The sequence below is a fragment of the Sphingopyxis sp. HIX genome, from assembly GCF_001468285.1.
GTDB lineage: Bacteria > Pseudomonadota > Alphaproteobacteria > Sphingomonadales > Sphingomonadaceae > Sphingopyxis.
Genome location: NZ_LNSB01000018.1, coordinates 40,649 through 56,399, shown reverse-complemented (window position 1 = coordinate 56,399; position 15,751 = coordinate 40,649). Strand labels below are relative to the sequence as shown.

At 68.2% G+C, this 15,751-nt stretch carries 15 protein-coding genes; 12 read left to right on the top strand and 3 right to left on the bottom strand.

All coding sequences use genetic code 11. The features are described from left to right. The first annotated feature begins 17 nt into the window (after nt 1-17). The 6 genes from lgt to ATE62_RS10405 are packed head-to-tail and all read left to right on the top strand — an operon-like array spanning nt 18 to nt 6,040. Complete coding sequence (lgt, locus tag ATE62_RS10430; protein WP_058809043.1) at nt 18-899, top strand: prolipoprotein diacylglyceryl transferase; 882 nt, start codon at nt 18-20, stop codon at nt 897-899. Then, a complete protein-coding gene (locus ATE62_RS10425; protein WP_058809044.1) occupies nt 886-1,947 on the top strand; it encodes a class I SAM-dependent methyltransferase in 1,062 nt (353 codons plus the stop codon). Before lgt ends, ATE62_RS10425 begins: the two co-directional genes overlap by 14 nt. Then, complete coding sequence (locus ATE62_RS10420; RefSeq protein WP_058809045.1) at nt 1,944-2,462, top strand: GNAT family N-acetyltransferase; 519 nt, start codon at nt 1,944-1,946, stop codon at nt 2,460-2,462. Before ATE62_RS10425 ends, ATE62_RS10420 begins: the two co-directional genes overlap by 4 nt. Continuing rightward, nucleotides 2,459-3,220, top strand: coding sequence for a peptidoglycan editing factor PgeF (gene pgeF / locus ATE62_RS10415; RefSeq protein ID WP_058809046.1), 762 nt, complete (start codon nt 2,459-2,461; stop codon nt 3,218-3,220). The genes ATE62_RS10420 and pgeF overlap by 4 nt, the downstream gene beginning before the upstream one ends. A 28-nt stretch (nt 3,221-3,248) precedes the next feature. Next, complete coding sequence (locus tag ATE62_RS10410; protein WP_058809047.1) at nt 3,249-4,655, top strand: SLC13 family permease; 1,407 nt, start codon at nt 3,249-3,251, stop codon at nt 4,653-4,655. Nucleotides 4,656-4,714: 59 nt separating this feature from the next. Continuing rightward, nucleotides 4,715-6,040, top strand: a complete 1,326-nt coding sequence (locus tag ATE62_RS10405) for a cystathionine gamma-synthase family protein (RefSeq protein ID WP_058809048.1) — start codon at nt 4,715-4,717, stop codon at nt 6,038-6,040. A gap of 138 nt (nt 6,041-6,178) precedes the next feature. Here the strand turns inward: ATE62_RS10405 and ATE62_RS10400 are convergent, their stop codons facing one another. Continuing rightward, entirely contained in the window at nt 6,179-6,898 is a 720-nt protein-coding gene (locus ATE62_RS10400) for an HAD family hydrolase (protein ID WP_197411712.1), read from the bottom strand. 97 nt (nt 6,899-6,995) lie between these two features. On the opposite strand from ATE62_RS10400, the gene ATE62_RS10395 reads away from it, so the two are divergent. The 5 genes from ATE62_RS10395 (at nt 6,996) to ATE62_RS10375 (ending at nt 10,997) form a co-directional block, all read left to right on the top strand. Further along, nucleotides 6,996-8,102 carry an ABC transporter permease gene (locus tag ATE62_RS10395; protein WP_058809049.1) on the top strand — a complete coding sequence of 369 codons (1,107 nt, stop codon included), beginning with the start codon at nt 6,996-6,998 and terminating at the stop codon, nt 8,100-8,102. Next, nucleotides 8,102-8,983, top strand: a complete 882-nt coding sequence (locus tag ATE62_RS10390) for an ABC transporter ATP-binding protein (RefSeq protein WP_058809050.1) — start codon at nt 8,102-8,104, stop codon at nt 8,981-8,983. Before ATE62_RS10395 ends, ATE62_RS10390 begins: the two co-directional genes overlap by 1 nt. Next, complete coding sequence (locus ATE62_RS10385) at nt 8,983-9,924, top strand: MlaD family protein (protein ID WP_058809051.1); 942 nt, start codon at nt 8,983-8,985, stop codon at nt 9,922-9,924. The genes ATE62_RS10390 and ATE62_RS10385 overlap by 1 nt, the downstream gene beginning before the upstream one ends. An 11-nt stretch (nt 9,925-9,935) precedes the next feature. Next, the gene (locus tag ATE62_RS10380; RefSeq protein WP_058809052.1) at nt 9,936-10,547 is read left to right on the top strand and encodes an ABC-type transport auxiliary lipoprotein family protein; all 612 of its coding nucleotides are present in this window, start codon (nt 9,936-9,938) and stop codon (nt 10,545-10,547) included. A 129-nt stretch (nt 10,548-10,676) separates the two neighbouring features. Then, nucleotides 10,677-10,997 carry a DMT family transporter gene (locus ATE62_RS10375; protein WP_058809053.1) on the top strand — a complete coding sequence of 107 codons (321 nt, stop codon included), beginning with the start codon at nt 10,677-10,679 and terminating at the stop codon, nt 10,995-10,997. Nucleotides 10,998-11,050: 53 nt separating this feature from the next. On the opposite strand, the gene pepN is transcribed toward ATE62_RS10375, so the two are convergent. After that, nucleotides 11,051-13,645, bottom strand: coding sequence for an aminopeptidase N (gene pepN / locus ATE62_RS10370; RefSeq protein WP_058809054.1), 2,595 nt, complete (start codon nt 13,643-13,645; stop codon nt 11,051-11,053). A 47-nt stretch (nt 13,646-13,692) separates the two neighbouring features. Here pepN and ATE62_RS10365 point away from each other — a divergent pair, with 47 nt between their 5' ends. Next, nucleotides 13,693-14,484, top strand: coding sequence for an NAD(P)-dependent oxidoreductase (locus ATE62_RS10365; RefSeq protein WP_058809055.1), 792 nt, complete (start codon nt 13,693-13,695; stop codon nt 14,482-14,484). Here ATE62_RS10365 and ATE62_RS10360 read toward each other — a convergent pair. Further along, the gene (locus tag ATE62_RS10360; protein ID WP_058809056.1) at nt 14,481-15,746 is read right to left on the bottom strand and encodes a DUF445 domain-containing protein; all 1,266 of its coding nucleotides are present in this window, start codon (nt 15,744-15,746) and stop codon (nt 14,481-14,483) included. The two genes, ATE62_RS10365 and ATE62_RS10360, sit on opposite strands and share 4 nt — an antisense overlap. Nucleotides 15,747-15,751 lie beyond the last annotated feature (5 nt).

The window sequence follows — 15,751 nt, the reverse complement described above, 5'->3', positions numbered from 1 at the left end:
AAGGACAGCGCGACTATATGTTTCTTTTTGCAACCTTAGCCGAAGCGACGCAATATGTGAACTTCACCCAGCTGATGGGGGAGAATAGCGAAGTCGCGTTCAGCGTCTTCGGCCTGCCCATCCGCTGGTACGCGCTCGCCTATCTCGCGGGCATTTTCCTCGGCTATTGGTATCTGTTGAAGCTGATCGACCAGCCCGGCGCCCCGATGGCGCGGCGCCACGCCGACGACATGATCTTCTATGCGATGCTCGGCATCATCCTCGGCGGCCGGCTCGGCTATGTCCTCTTCTACAATCTCGAATCCTATCTGAAGGCGCCGGTCGAGATCTTCAAATTGTGGGACGGCGGCATGTCGCTGCACGGCGGCGTCATCGGCGTGCTCGTCGCGATCTGGTACGTGACGCGCAAGGAAAAGCTCAATTTCCTGCGCTTCTGCGACTATATCGCCTGCACCATCCCCTTCGGCCTGTTCCTCGGCCGCATCGCCAATTTCGTCAACGGCGAGCTGTGGGGCCGCGTCGCTTATGTGCCTTGGGCGATCGTCTTCCCCGGCGCGGCGGGCACCGAGCCGCGCCACCCGAGCCAGCTCTACGAAGCGGGGCTCGAGGGGCTGGTCATGATGGCGATCCTCGGCTGGCTCTTTTGGCGCACCGACGCGCGCTACAAGCCGGGCTTCCTCGTCGGCATGGCCTCGATCATCTATGGCGTCAGCCGCTTCACGGTCGAATTTTTCCGCGAGCCCGACGCCCAGCGCATGTGGGTCGTCGACAGCACCGGCCTGTCGATGGGCCAGTGGCTGACCGTGCCGATGATCCTGATCGGCATCTGGCTCGTCGCCACCGCGAAGAAGCGGCGCCAGCGCGTCGAGCCCATCGCCGGACCCGATGCCGTTGCGTGACGGCCCGCCGACCCCCGAAAATCTGATCAAGGAGCTGGCGGCGGCGCGGGCGACCACCGTCGCCGACTATATGGCGCGCGCCAACAGCCATTATTATGCGACGCGCGATCCGCTCGGCGCCGCGGGCGATTTCACTACCGCGCCCGAGATCAGCCAGATGTTCGGCGAGCTGATCGGCCTCTGGATCGTCGACCTCTGGTCGCGCGCGGGAAGCCCCGCCTTCGACTATGCCGAGCTCGGCCCCGGCCGCGGCACGCTCGCTGCCGATGCGCTGCGCGCCGCGGCGCGCTTCGGCTGCGAGCCGCGGACGATCCATCTGGTCGAGACCAGCCCGACGCTCCGCGCGGCACAGCTGGCGCGCCTCCCCGCCGCGCGGCACCACGACGAGGTCGACGCGCTCCCCGACGACGCGCCGCTGCTCATCGTCGCCAACGAGTTCTTCGATGCGCTGCCGATCCACCAATATGTGCGCACCGCCGCGGGCTGGCGCGAATTGATGGTGGAGCGCCGTGACGGCAAGCTGGCGCCCGTCCCCGGCGACACCCCCGCCGACGATGCGATCCCCGCCGCGCTCGCCGACGCGCCCTTGGACAGCATCGTCGAGACCGCGCCACTCTCCGCCGCGATCATGCAGCGCTGCGCCTTCCGCCTCGCGCGGCAGGGCGGCGCCATGCTCGCCATCGACTATGGCTATGCCGGCCCCGCCGCGGGCGACACGCTACAGGCGGTCAAGGCGCACGCCTTCGCCGACCCCTTCGACACGCCGGGCGAGGCCGACCTCACCGCGCATGTCGATTTCACCGCGCTCGCGGGCGCCGGACAGCCCGCGAAAGTGGCGGTCACGCCGCTCGCCACCCAAGGCGACTGGCTCCGCCGCCTCGGCATCGACGCGCGGCTGCAGGCGCTGAGCGCCGCCGCGCCCGACCGCGCCGCCGACCTCAAGACCCAGCGCGACCGCCTCGTCGAGGCCGATGCGATGGGCGCCCTCTTCAAAGTCATGGCCTTCGCCGCCCCCGGCTGGCCGGAGCCCGCAGGATTTGCCGCATGACCACCCTCATCCCCGCCACCGACGCCGATGCCGAGCCGCTGTCGCGTTTCGCCGCAGAGACCTTCACCGCGACCTTCGGCCATATCTATGACCCCGCCGACCTCGCGCTCTTCCTTTCGGACTGGAACCCGCCCGACAAATTGCGCACGCAGATCGCCGACCCCGACTGGGCGATCCGGCTTGTCCCCGGCGCCGATGGCGCAATCCTCGGCTATATCAAGATGGGCCCGCTCGATTTCGACCTGCCCCCCGGCCAGCCGACCGGCGATGCGGTCGAACTCCACCAGATCTACCTCGCCGAGGCCGCCAAGGGTACCGGCCTTGCCGCCCGGCTGATGGACTGGGGCATCGCCTGGGCGCGCGAACGCGCGTCGATCCTCTACCTCTCGGTCTTTACCGACAATCCGCGCGCGCAGGCGGTGTACCGCCGCTACGGTTTCTATGACGTCGGCCGCAACGGCTTCCGTGTCGGCAACCATGTCGACGAAGACCGTTTCTTCCGGCTCGACCTGTGAGCGCGCCCTTCGTCACCGCCGCGCCGCTGGAGGGCATCGCGCATGGCTTCTTCGGCCGCCGCGGCGGGGTGTCGAGCGGCGACCTCGCCTCGCTCAACTGCGGGCTCGGCTCGAACGACGATCCCGCGCTGATCGCCGAGAATCGCCGCCGCGTCGCCGACGCCGTCCTCCCCGGCGCGGCGCTGACCGGCCTCTACCAGGTCCATGGCAGGTGCTGCGTCGTGATCGACGAAACCAGCGACCTCGCCGCCCGCCCCGAAGCCGATGCGCTCGCCACGCGCACCCCAGGCATCCTCCTCGGCATCCTCACCGCCGACTGCGTCCCCGTCCTCTTTGCCGACCGCAGCGCCGGCGTCGTCGCCGCCGCGCACGCCGGCTGGAAGGGCGCGATCGCCGGGGTCACCGACGCCACGCTCTCCGCGATGGAAAGCCTCGGCGCGACCCGCGCCAACATCGCCGCCGCGATCGGGCCGTGCATCGGCCGCGCTTCCTACGAGGTCGACGACGGCTTCGTCGCGACCTTCGTGGCCGACGATGCCGCCAACGAACGCTTCTTCGCCGCGGGCAAGCCCGGCCACGCGATGTTCGACATCGCCGCCTATGTCGCCGCGCGCCTCGCCGCCGCGGGGCTCGGCCGAATTGCCATCGGCGGGCAGGACACCTATGCCGAGGCGGACGACTATTTCAGCTACCGCCGCGCGTGCCACAAAAGCGAAAACAGCTATGGCCGCCAATTGTCGGTGATCGGCCTCGCCTGACCGGCGGGCGGGGGAGGAACGGGACGCGATGACAAGGACACGCTGGTTCGGGCTGATCGGCGGCCTCCTGACTTTCGTCGTCATGCTCGCCCTCCCCGCCCCCGCGGGCATGGAGGCGACCGCCTGGCACATCGCCGCGCTCACCGTACTGATGGCGATCTGGTGGATGACCGAGGCGCTGCCGCTGACCGTCACCGCGCTGCTCCCCTTCCTCGCCGCGCCCGCCTTCGGGGTGATGGACGCCAATGCCATCGCCAAGGAATATTATTCGCCGATCCTGTTCCTGATCCTCGGCGGCGCCTTCCTCGCGCTCGCGATCGAGCGCGTCGGGCTCCACCGCCGCCTCGCGCTCGCGCTGCTGAAGCGCGCCTCACCCACCGCGACCGGACTGCTCTTCGCCTTCATGGCCGCGACCGCGCTACTCAGCATGTTCATCTCGAACACCTCGACCACGCTCATCATGATCCCGATCGCGCTCGCCGTCGTCCGCGCGGGCGGGGTGCTCGACGGCGAACGCGAGGGTTTCGCCGGCGCGGTGATGATGGGCATCGCCTTCGCCGCGTCGATCGGCGGGCTCGGCACGCTCGTCGGCAGCCCGACCAACGCCATCGCCGCGGGGCTGATCGAAAAGGCGCTGGGGCTGCGCATATCCTTCCTCGACTGGGCAATCTACGGCGTGCCCGTCGTGCTGCTCGCCACACCCGCCGCGATGCTCATCGTCGCGCGCGTGCAGCGATTGTCGGCGCATCCCTTCGACGGCCAGGCCGCCGCCGCCGCGCTCGGCAATCAGGCGATCTGGTCGACCGCCGAGCGCCGCGTCGTCCCCGTCTTCCTGCTCGTCCTCGCCGCGTGGATCGCGCAGCCCTGGCTCGAACCTTACCTCCCCAAGGGCGCGCTCACCGACGGCACCATCGCGGTCGCGGGCAGCCTCTTGCTCTTCGTCCTCCCCGACGGCACCGGCCGGCCCCTGCTCGTCTGGAAGGAAGCCGACCGCGCGCCATGGGGCGTCATCATGATGTTCGGCGGCGGCCTCGCGCTCGCCGCCGCGATCACCGAAAGCGGCCTCGCCGCGTGGCTCGGCACAGTGCTCGCCCCGCTCGGCAGCATCCCGACGATCCTGCTCGCCGCTGTCATCGTCGCACTCACCATCCTGATCACCGAATTCGCGAGCAATGTCGCGACCGCCAGCGGTGTCATGCCCGTGCTCGCGGCGCTGATCGCCGCCACGGGGGTCGATCCGATCCTGCTCGCGCTGCCCGTCGCGATGGCGGCGAGCTGGGGCTTCATGCTGCCCTCGGGCACCGGGCCCAACGCGCTCGCCTGGGCAACCGACCATATCGCGCTGCCGCGGATGCTGAAGGCGGGGCTCGCGCTCGACATCATCGGCGTGCCGCTGCTGATCGGGGTGATCTGGGGAATCGCGATGCTGGGGTGACCCGGGCCGGGAATCGCGCTAGTTGCGCCTGAAACTATATTGCGCAGGAGTCTTTTCGCATGCCCCCCATCGACAACAGCGACCTCACCGGCACCACGCCGCGCCGCGCGCCCAAGAAGGACGTCACCGAAATCGGCGGGCGCGAGCTGTCGCCCTCGACCTTGATGATGGGCTATGGCTATGATCCGATGCTGTCGGAAGGCTCGCTGAAGCCGCCGGTCTTCCTCACCTCGACCTTCGCCTTCGAAAGCGCCGCCGCGGGCAAGCGCCATTTCGAGGGGATCACCGGCAAGCGCCCCGGCGGCGCCGACGGCCTCGTCTATTCGCGCTTCAACGGCCCGAACCAGGAAATCCTCGAGGCGCGCCTCGGCGTCTGGGAAAAGGCCGAGGATGCGCTCGTCTTCTCGTCGGGCATGTCGGCGATCGCGACGCTGCTCCTCGCGCATGTCAGCATGAACGACGTCATCATCCATTCGGGCCCGCTCTACGCCGCGACCGAGACGCTGATCGCGCGCATCCTTTCGCGCTTCGGCGCCACCTATGTCGATTTCCCCGCCCAAGCCTCGCGCGAAGAAATGGACGCGATCCTCGCGCGCGCCAAGGATATGGCCGCGGCGCAGGGCGGCAAGGTCGCGATGGTCTATCTCGAAAGCCCCGCCAACCCGACCAACGCGCTCGTCGACGTCCAGGCGATCCGCGCCGCGACCGACGCCGCCTTCGCCGAGGGCGCACGGCCGCCGATCGCGATCGACAATACGTTCCTCGGGCCGCTCTGGTCGAAACCGCTCGCGCACGGCGCCGACATCACCCTCTACAGCCTCACCAAATATGCCGGTGGCCACAGCGACCTCGTCGCCGGCGGCGTCGTCGGCTCGAAGCATTGGCTCGGCCCGATCCGCATGATGCGCAACACCATCGGCACGATCTGCGACCCCAACACCGCGTGGATGCTGCTCCGCAGCCTCGAGACGATCGAACTCCGCATGAGCCGCGCCGGCGAAAATGCCGAAAAGGTCTGCGCTTTCCTCCGCGATCATCCGAAGGTCGAGGGGCTCGGCTATTTGGGCTTCCTGCCCGAAGGATCGCAGAAGGACATCTTCGAGCGCCACTGCACCGGCGCCGGCTCGACCTTCTCGCTGTTCATCAAGGGCGGCGAGGCGGAAAGCTTCCGCTTCCTCGACGCACTCAAGATCGCCAAGCTCGCGGTCAGCCTCGGCGGCACCGAAACCCTCGCCAGCCACCCCGCCGCGATGACGCATCTCTCGGTCCCCGACGCACGCAAGGCCGCGCTCGGCATCACCGACAATCTGGTACGCGTATCGATCGGCATCGAGGACGCCGACGATCTGATCGCCGACTTCGCGCAGGCATTGGACGCGGTTTGATTTTCCCCTCCCGCAGGCGGGAGGGGTTAGGGGTGGGCGCGAGCATAGCGAGCTATCGACGTCGCGTCGGCCCACCCCGCTGCGACTAACGAGCAAGCTCGTAAGTCTCGCTGCCCCTCCCGCTTGCGGGAGTGGATTCTACTTCCGCGCCCGCCAGTCGACCACCGTCCACCCCATGCGCGGCGCCAGCTTCCTCAGCTTCCGCGACGGCGTCGTCGCGACCGCCTCGTCGGCGAAGTGCAGCATCGGGTGGTCGGACACATGGTCCGAATAGGCGCGGATATGCGCGGCGTCGCGCGTGATCGCATTCGCCGCCATCCAGTCGGAGATGCGCGCGAATTTCGCCTCGCCGTAACAATTGTCGCCCGACAGGCGCGCATGGACATGGTCGGCGCCGTCGGGTTCGTCGAGCCGCGTCGCGAGCACATCCTCGATCCCCAGCCGCCGGGCGATCGCATCGACATAGAGGTGGAAGGAAGCGGTCGCGAGCAGCACGCGGTAGCCCGCCGCGCGGTCGGCCTCGAGCTGTGCGAGTGCCGCACCGTGCAGCCCGCGCGCGACCACCTTGTCGGCATAGCTTTCGGCGAGCGGCGCGATCTCGTCGCGGCGGAAGCGCGGGCCGATCAGCAGCCGCAGATTGATCGCCTTCAGCCGCGAGCGGTCGATCAGCCCTAGCGTGTAAGCCGCGCCCGCGAGCCCCACGAGCGGGGTCAGCAGCATCCGCCATTGCTGGCGCCGCCGCACCACATGCATCAGGAATCCGCTGTAGGTGCCCGCGCGCGTGATCGTGCGGTCCATGTCGTACATCGCGACGCGATGCGCATAGTCGGGCACGACGGGGACGGATAAATCATCCATTTGAGCCTCTTAGCCGCGTTCGGCGGCGCGGCCAAGGCCGGGGCGGGCGGCGGGATTCGCTTGCCGTCATTGTCCAAATAATACAAGGTCGTGCGCGATGGTGGCCCGGGCGGACTTCGAAACAAGCGATGGCGCCGGCGGCGCCGATGTCCGTTTCACCGGGCGGCTGACGCTCGCGCGGCTCGGCGACCTGCCCGCCCGGCTCGACGCGCTCGGCCCTATCGCCTCGCTCGACCTCTCGGCCGTCGAACGCGTCGACACCGTCGGCGCGTGGATCGTCACGCGCACAGCACGCGAGCATGGATCGCAGATCACCGGCGCCAGCGAGGAGGCGAAGCGGCTGCTCGACGCGCTCGCCAGCGACAAGAGCGACTATCGCGTCCACCGCGACCGCCGTTCCGCGATCCACCGCATGCTCGAACAGGTCGGCATCGCGAGCACCGCGGTGTGGAACGAACTGCTCGGCATCATCGGTTTCTTCGGCGCGATGCTCATGGCGCTCGGCACGCAGCTCCGCGCGCGCCGCCGCCTCCGCTGGCACGCGATCGTCACGCGATTCCAGACCGTCGGCGTCGACGCCCTCCCCATCATCGGGCTGATGACCTTCCTGATCGGCATCGTCGTCGCGCAGCAGGGCGCGGTGCAGCTGCGCCAGTTCGGGCTCGAGGTGTTCACGATCAACCTCGTCGGCCGCGCCTCGATCCGCGAGCTCGGCTTGCTCATGACCGCGATCATGGTCGCGGGCCGCTCGGGCAGCGCCTTTGCCGCGCAGATCGGCACGATGAAGCTGACCGAGGAAATCGACGCGATGCGCACGATCGGCGTCTCGCCGATGGAAGCGATCGTGCTGCCGCGCGTCGCAGCCGCTACGATATTGATGCCGCTGCTCGGCTTCTATGCCAGCATCTGCGCGATCATCGGCGGCGGCGTCTTCTGCTGGATCGGCCTCGAAATCCCGCCGCTCACCTATATCCAGCTGCTGCGCGACATCATCCCGATGACCGATTTCTGGGCGATGCTGATCAAGGCGCCGGTGTTCGGCGTGCTGATCGGCGTCACCGGCTGCTACGAAGGCATGCAGGTGCGCCAGAATGCCGAGGAAGTCGGCCAGCGCACCACCTCGGCGGTGGTCGCGGCGATCTTCCTCGTGATCGTGCTCGACGCCTTTTTCGCGGTCTTCTTCTCGTCGATCGGATGGAATTGATGGCCGACGAACTCGAAGAACAGCAGCTCAAGGAAGAGATCGCCGCCGCCGACGCGGTGCGGCCCGAGCAGTTCGACAAGGCGATCTGCATCCGCGGCCTCGTCAACAAATTCGGCGATGCGGTGATCCACGACGGGCTCGATCTCGACGTCCGCTCGGGCGAAATCTTGGGCGTCGTGGGCGGGTCGGGCACCGGCAAATCGGTGCTGATGCGCTCGATCATCGGCCTCCAGACCCCCGACGCGGGCGAGATCGAAGTCTATGGCAAGACCCTGAGCGAAATCGCCGACGAAGAGGAATCGCGCGACCTGCGCCGCCGCTGGGGCGTGATGTTCCAGGGCGGGGCGCTCTTCTCGACGCTGAGCGTCGCCGAGAATATCCAGGTCCCGCTGCGCGAATATTATCCACGGCTCGACCAGAAACTGCTCGACGAGATCGCCGCCTACAAGGTGGCGATGGTTGGGCTGCCCTCCGATGCGGGCCCCAAATATCCCGCCGAGCTGTCGGGCGGCATGGTCAAGCGCGCCGGCCTCGCGCGCGCGCTCGCGCTCGACCCTGCCCTGCTCTTCCTCGACGAGCCGACCGCGGGGCTCGACCCGATCGGCGCCGCCAAGTTCGACGAACTCATCCGCGAGCTCGCCGACACGATGGGACTCACCGTCTTCCTGATCACCCACGACCTCGACTCGCTCTATGCGACCTGCGACCGCGTCGCGGTGCTCGCCGAAAAGAAGGTGATCGCGATCGGCACCATCCCGGAACTGCTTGCCACCGAGCATCCGTGGATACAGGATTATTTCAACGGACCGCGCGGCCGCGCGGCGGCGGGCGGGAACCAAACCGCAAAATCGCCCGTCTTTGGCGTCGATAGGAACGACTGATGGAAACTCGCTCGAACAACGTCCTCGTCGGCGCCTTCGTCCTTCTCTTCACCGCGGCGCTCGCGATCTTCGTCGTCTGGCTCGCCAATGACAGCGGCGGCGACAAGCGCGAATATGACGTCTATTTCAAACAGTCGGTCGACGGGCTGAACAAGGGCGCGCAGGTCCAATATTCGGGCGTGCCCGTGGGTCAGGTCAAGGAGATCGCGCTGCTCCCCAACGATCCGCAATTCGTCCGCGTCCGCATCGAGGTCAACGAGGGCGTCCCGATCGTCCAGGGCACCACCGCTGCGCTCGAAGGCGTCGGCTTCACTGGCGTGTCGCAGATTTCGCTGACGGGCGGGGTCAAGGGCGCGCCGCCGATCACCGACAAGGGGCCGGACGGCAAGCCGACGATCCCGGTACGCGTCGGCGGTCTCGGCGAACTGCTCAACACCGCGCCGCAATTGCTCCAGCGCCTCTCGACGCTCACCGAACGCCTCGCCGAACTCGCCGACGACGAGAATCAGGCGAGCCTGCGCGGCATCCTCAACAACGTCGAAGCGTCGACCGCGATCCTCGCGCGCAACGGCCCGGCGCTCGAACGTGCGCTCGCCGACACGCGCATCGCGATCCAGCAGACAGGGCTTGCCGCGGAGCAGATCGGCAATCTCGCCGCGACGACGCAGGGGACGATCGACCGCAACGTCGACCCCGCGATGCGCAATCTGCGCGACACGCTCGCCTCGGCGAACAATTCGATGAAGACATTGGAAGGCGCGATCGCTGATGCGCGGCCGGGGCTCAAGACCTTCAGCGAAACGACGATCCCCGAAGCGAACGCGCTGATCCGCGACCTCCGCCGCACCTCGGCCTCGCTCTCCAGCCTCACCGACAAGCTCGACCAGCAGGGCGCGGGCGCCGTCATCAGCGGCAGCAAGCTGCCCGACTACAAGCAATGAGGACCAGCCGCATGATCCGCACCCTTCGCACCCCGCTGCTGCTCGCGCCCCTGATGCTCGGCGCCACGCTCACCCTATCCGGCTGCTTCAGCTTGGGCGGCAAGCCGCCGCCCTTCCTGCTCACGCTCGACGCCGATGCCGCCCCGCCCGCGGGCGCCGCGCGCACCGCGGCCGAGGCCGCGACGCTCACCATCCTCATCCCCACCGCGCCGCAGAAATTGCGCACGCAGCGCATCCCGGTGCAGCAGGACGGCGCCAGCGTCGCTTACGTCAAGGACGCGCAATGGGTCGAGGCGCCGCAGCGCCTGTTCCAGCGGCTGATCAGCGAAACCGTCGCCGCACGCTCGGGCCGGGTCGTCCTCGACGAAGGCCAGTATCTGACCGCGCCGGGCGAACAGCTCGCAGGCCAGCTGATGGAATTCGGCGTCGATGCCCGCACCGGCGAGGCAGTCGTCGTCTATCAGGCGATGCTGGTCGCAGCCGGCGGCAAGAACGTCACCCAGCGCCGCTTCGAAGCACGCGAAAGCCTGGGCGGCGTGGTCGAAGCCAAGCCCGTGGGCGAGGCGCTGACACGCGCGGCGAACAAGGTGGCGGTCGATGTCGCGGGGTGGCTGGGGGGCTAGCCGCCTTGCCATGACGCCGCGCCCCCGCTAGGGACGCCGCGCGCGGCAGCTACTGCCGCTTCGCGCTGCCTCTTTCGGGTTTCCGGCATCGCGCGTCCTTCGAGCCCGCAACCTCGAAGGGAATCCCCCATGGGATGGTTCATCCTTGCCATCGCCGTCTTCACCGAAATCTGCTGGGCGCTCAGCCTGAAATGGGCCGCGACCATCGGGTCGTGGCAGGCCTCGCTGGTTCCCGTTTCGCTGAGCTTCCTCAACATGGCGCTGCTCGCCTTTGCGATGCGCGACATTTCCGCGGGCACGGCCTATGCGATCTGGACCGGCCTCGGCGCGGTCGGGGTGATCATCGGCGGCATCCTCCTGTTCGACGAACGCGTCGGCGCGGCGCAGATGGGCTTCATGGCGCTGATCGTGATCGGCGTGGCGGGGACGAAGCTGTTTTCGGCAAGCTGAGGCGGCGGGCTACGGGCGAAACAAGACGTCCGCTCCCCACCTCAAAGCCTTTGTCAGCCGAGTAGGCTCTTCGAAGCCTGCTCCGTCGTGTCCCTCGACAGCCCCGGCTGCGCCAGGATGCGCTCGAGCTCGGCCCGCATCATCGCCGCCCTCCCCTCGTCGAAGCGTTTCCAGCGTCCCAGCGGCGGGATCATCCGCGCCGCAGTCTGCGGGTTCTTGGGGTCGAGCGCGATCACCAAGTCGGCGATCAGCTTGTAACCCGCGCCGTCGGCCTGGTGGAACGCCGCCTGGTTGCCCGTCAGTGCGCCGTAGAGCGAGCGCACGCGATTGGGGTTCGCCAGCGTGAAGTCGGGGTGCCTCGCCAGCTCCTGCACCGCATCGACCGTATCGGGGCGCAGCGACCAGGCCTGCACCTGGAACCATTTGTCGAGCACCAGCGGATTGTCGCGGTAGCGCTGGTAGAAGATGTCCAGCGCGTGCGTCCGCTCGTCGCTGTCGCCGTGGGCCAAGGTCGCGAGCGCGGCCTGGCGTTCGGTCATGCCATCGGCGTTCGAGAAGATGTCGAACACCAGCGCCGGCACATCGGCGATGCCGGTGGCGGCGAGATAGGCGATCGCGACGCCGCGCAGGCGGCGGCCGCCCTTGGCCTTGGGCGACAGGTCGGTCGCGGGCGGGCACGCGCCCGCGAGGATATCGCGCCATTCGCCCTCGAGCGCGCGGCCGATCGCCGCCTGCAGCGCCAGCCGCTCGCGGCGGATCGCGTCGGGGTCGACCGTCACCATCTGGTCGCCGATGAAGGCTTCGCTCGGTAGCAACACCGCCTCGGCGACGAAGGCCGGATCGCCGCCGCGTCCGGCGAGCGTTCCTGCGACCGCGTCAATCACCGCCTGATGGTCGGCGGTCTCGCCCGACACGGCCGCCACCAAAGTGTCGAGCATCAGCTGCTGCAACGCTTCGTAGCGCGCGAAAGGATCGTCGTCGTGCGCAGCGAGCCAGGCGAGTTCGCCCGGCGCGCGGACATAGTCGACGATCACCGGCGCCGAGAAACCGCGGTTGATCGACAGCGCGGGGCGCGCATCGAACTTGCCGAGCGCTACCCGCTGATTGTCGCCGGTCAAGGTCACCAGCGTATCGGGCATCGCCGCCCCGTTGCCGCCCATCGCAAAGGCCGCGAGGCGCAGCGGCATCATCATCGGGCGCTTGTCGGGCTGGCCCGGGGTCGCCGGCACCGTCTGCGCGATGTTCACGACCCACTCCCCGCCTTCCTCGGCGAGCGACAAAGTCAGCCGCGGCGTCCCCGCCTGTTCGTACCAGCGGCGGAACTGGCCAAGGTCGATGTCGCCGCCCACCTCCATCGCGCGGACGAAGTCCTCGCAGGTCGCGGCTTCGCCGTCGTGGCGGTCGAAATAGAGGTCGGTGCCCGCGCGGAAGCGCTCGGGCCCCAGCAGCGTCGCCATCATCCGGATGATCTCGGCGCCCTTGTTATAGACCGTCGCGGTGTAGAAGTTGCTGATCTCCTGATAGGAGTCGGGCCGGATCGGGTGCGCGAGCGGCCCCGCATCCTCGGGGAATTGCGCGGCGCGCAGCAGGCGGACGTCCTCGATCCTTTTGACCGGGGACGAGCCCATATCGGCCGAAAAGCTCTGGTCGCGAAAGACGGTGAAGCCCTCTTTCAGGCTGAGCTGGAACCAGTCGCGGCAGGTGACGCGGTTGCCCGACCAATTGTGGAAATATTCGTGCGCGACGACGCCCTGCACCCCGTCATAGTCCACGTCGGTCGCGGTGTCGGGGTCGGCGAGGATGTAGCGGGTGTTGAAGACGTTGAGCCCCTTGTTCTCCATCGCTCCCATGTTGAAATCGCTGACCGCGACGATGTTGAACAGGTCGAGGTCGTACTCGCGGCCATAGACGCGCTCGTCCCACGCCATGCTGTCCTTGAGCGCCTGCATCGCGTGGCCGGTGCGCTCGACATCGCCTTCGCGCACCCAGATGCCGAGCTCGACCTTGCGTCCCGACATCGTCGTGAAGCTGTCGCGGTTGACCACCAGGTCGCCGGCGACGAGCGCGAAGAGATAGGAGGGTTTCGGCCACGGATCTTCCCACAGCGCCCAATGCGTGCCGTCGGCACCCTCGCCCTGCTCGATGCAATTGCCGTTCGACAGCAGGATCGGGAATTTCGCCTTGTCCCCCGTCATGCGCACCCGATAGCGGCTCAGCACGTCGGGACGATCGGGGTGGAAGGTGATGCGGCGGAAACCCTCCGCCTCGCACTGGGTGCAGAGCATGTCATTCGAGGCGTAAAGCCCCATCAGCTGGGTGTTCGCGCTCGGATCGATCACCGTGTCGACCTCGACCGTCGCCGCGCCGCGGTCGCCGAGGTCGACCACCAGGTCGGGGCCGTCCATGCGCCAGTCGTTCCACACCGCGCCATCGACGCGCACTTCCTCCGCGGTCAGCCCGTCGCCGCGCAGCACCAGCGGCACCGGCGCGTCGGCATGGCGCGTGACTGAGAGGCTAGCCGACACCTTCGTCTCCGCGATACCCAGCGCAAAATCGAGCGCGATGTCGGGAACCTGCCACTCGGGCGGGCGATAGTCGCCGCGGTGGATGGTAACGGGGATGGCGGGCGTCGAGGAGGCATCGGTCATAAAGGCGGGTCTAGGCTTGGCCCGCGGGCTGCGCAATAAGGCGCGGTATGGGACCTATGCTGATTTTCGGGCTCGGCTATGCCGCGGGCCATCTGGCGGAGCGGCTGACCGCGCGCGGCTGGGACGTGACCGGCACGACGCGGAACGGCCGCGGCGGGTCGATCGCATTCGGCGATAGCGCGGCGGTGCATGCGGCGCTGCGTTCGGCGACGCATATCCTGTCGTCGGTGCCGCCGGCCGCCGGCGCCGACCCCGTGCTCGCCGCCTATGGCGACGCCATCGCGCTCGCCCCCGCCGCATGGGTCGGCTGTCTGTCCTCGACCGGCGTCTATGGCGATGCGGGCGGTGCGTGGGTCGACGAGAGCGCCCCGGTCAAGGGCCGCCGCGCCGACCGCAACGCCGCCGATGCGGCGTGGCAGGCGCTGCGCGGCGATGTGCGCGTCTTCCGCCTGCCCGGCATCTATGGCCCGGGCCGTTCGATCCTCGACCGCATAAGCGAAGGCCGCGCGCATCGGATCGACCTGCCCGAGCAGGTCTTCAGCCGCGTGCATGTCGACGACATCGCCGGCGGCATCCTCGCGTCGTTCCGCGGACCGGTTGGCGTGTACAACCTCGCCGACGACGAGCCCTGCCATCAGAACAGCCTCGTCGAATGGGGCTGCGCGATGCTCGGCGCGCCGTTGCCGCCGCTCCAGACGCTCGACGAAGCGGGCCTTTCGCCCGCCGCACGCGCCTTCTACGCCGAGAACCGCCGCGTCGCGAACGGCCGGGCGAAACGCCTGCTCGGCTGGACGCCGCGCTATCCGAGCTTTCGCGAGGGGCTGGCGGCCTGCCGTTAAAGCAGCACATCCACCGTGTGGATCAACACGCCGACCAGCCCGCCGACCAGCGTCCCGTTGATGCGGATATATTGCAGGTCGTCGCCCACGGCATTTTCCAGCCGGTCGGTGATCGTCTTGGCGTCCCAGCCGCGGATCGTGTCCGACACCAGCTTGAGCGCGGTCTCGCCATAGCTGTCGACCGCGCCGACCACCGCGCGCCGCGCATAGCGGTTGAGCGTGCGCTTGATATGCGGATCCTCGCCCAGCATCGTGCCGAATTGTGTGACCAGTTCGCCGATCCGCCCCGCGAGCATCGTGTCGGGGTTGCGCGCCGCCTTGAGCAGCGCGCCGCGACCCTGTTCCCATAGCCCGTCGAGCCAGCGCTTGACCGCCTTGTTCTCGAGCAGTTCGTCGCGGACCTTGGCGACCTTGGCCTGCACCTCGGGATCGTGCTGGAGGTCGAGCGCCATCTTGGCGAGCCCTTCCTCCACGCGGATACGCAGCGGATGATCGGGCTCGACCGCCATCTCGCTCAAGAGTTTGCCCAGCCCCGCGACGATGCGGTTCGAGATGCTCTCGTCGAGCCCGGTGAAGCGCACGATCGCGTTGCTATTGTCGTGCACCATCTGGTGGATCAGATGCGCGTTGAGGTCGAGCGTCTTTGACCCCCATTTTACCATCGCATCGAGCAGCGGCTGATGCCGCCCCTCGGCGAGCGCCGCCTGCAATGCTTGCCCCAAGAGCGGCGCGACATCGAGTTCGCGTAAGCGATCGGCGATCGCCGACTTGACCATGCCGCCGAGGCGCTGCTGGTCGAGCGCGCCGAGTGCATCGGCGATGACGCGCGAGGCGCCGAGCTTGAGCCGGCCGCCACCCTCGGCGGGCTGCGACAGGAATTTGCCAACCGCGCCCGCGATGTCGACATTCTGCATCTTGCGCGCGATCAGCCGCGGCAGCAGGAAATTGGTGAGCAGGAAGCGCGCGAGCGTGTCGCCGATGCGATTCTTGTTGCGCGGTACGATAGCCGTATGGGGAATAGGCAGCCCCATCGGGTGGCGGAACAGTGCGGTGACCGCGAACCAGTCGGCGAGCCCGCCGACCATCGCCGCCTCGGCAAAGGCGCGGATGAAGCCGACCGCCGGATGGACATCCTGATAATATTTCGCCGCGATGAAGATCGCCGCCATCGCGACGAGCATGCCCGTCGCGACGACGCGGATGCTGGACGGCTTCGCCGCGATGGCGACACCAATCGGCCGGGAGAGCGCACGGTCGGTCATGCGGG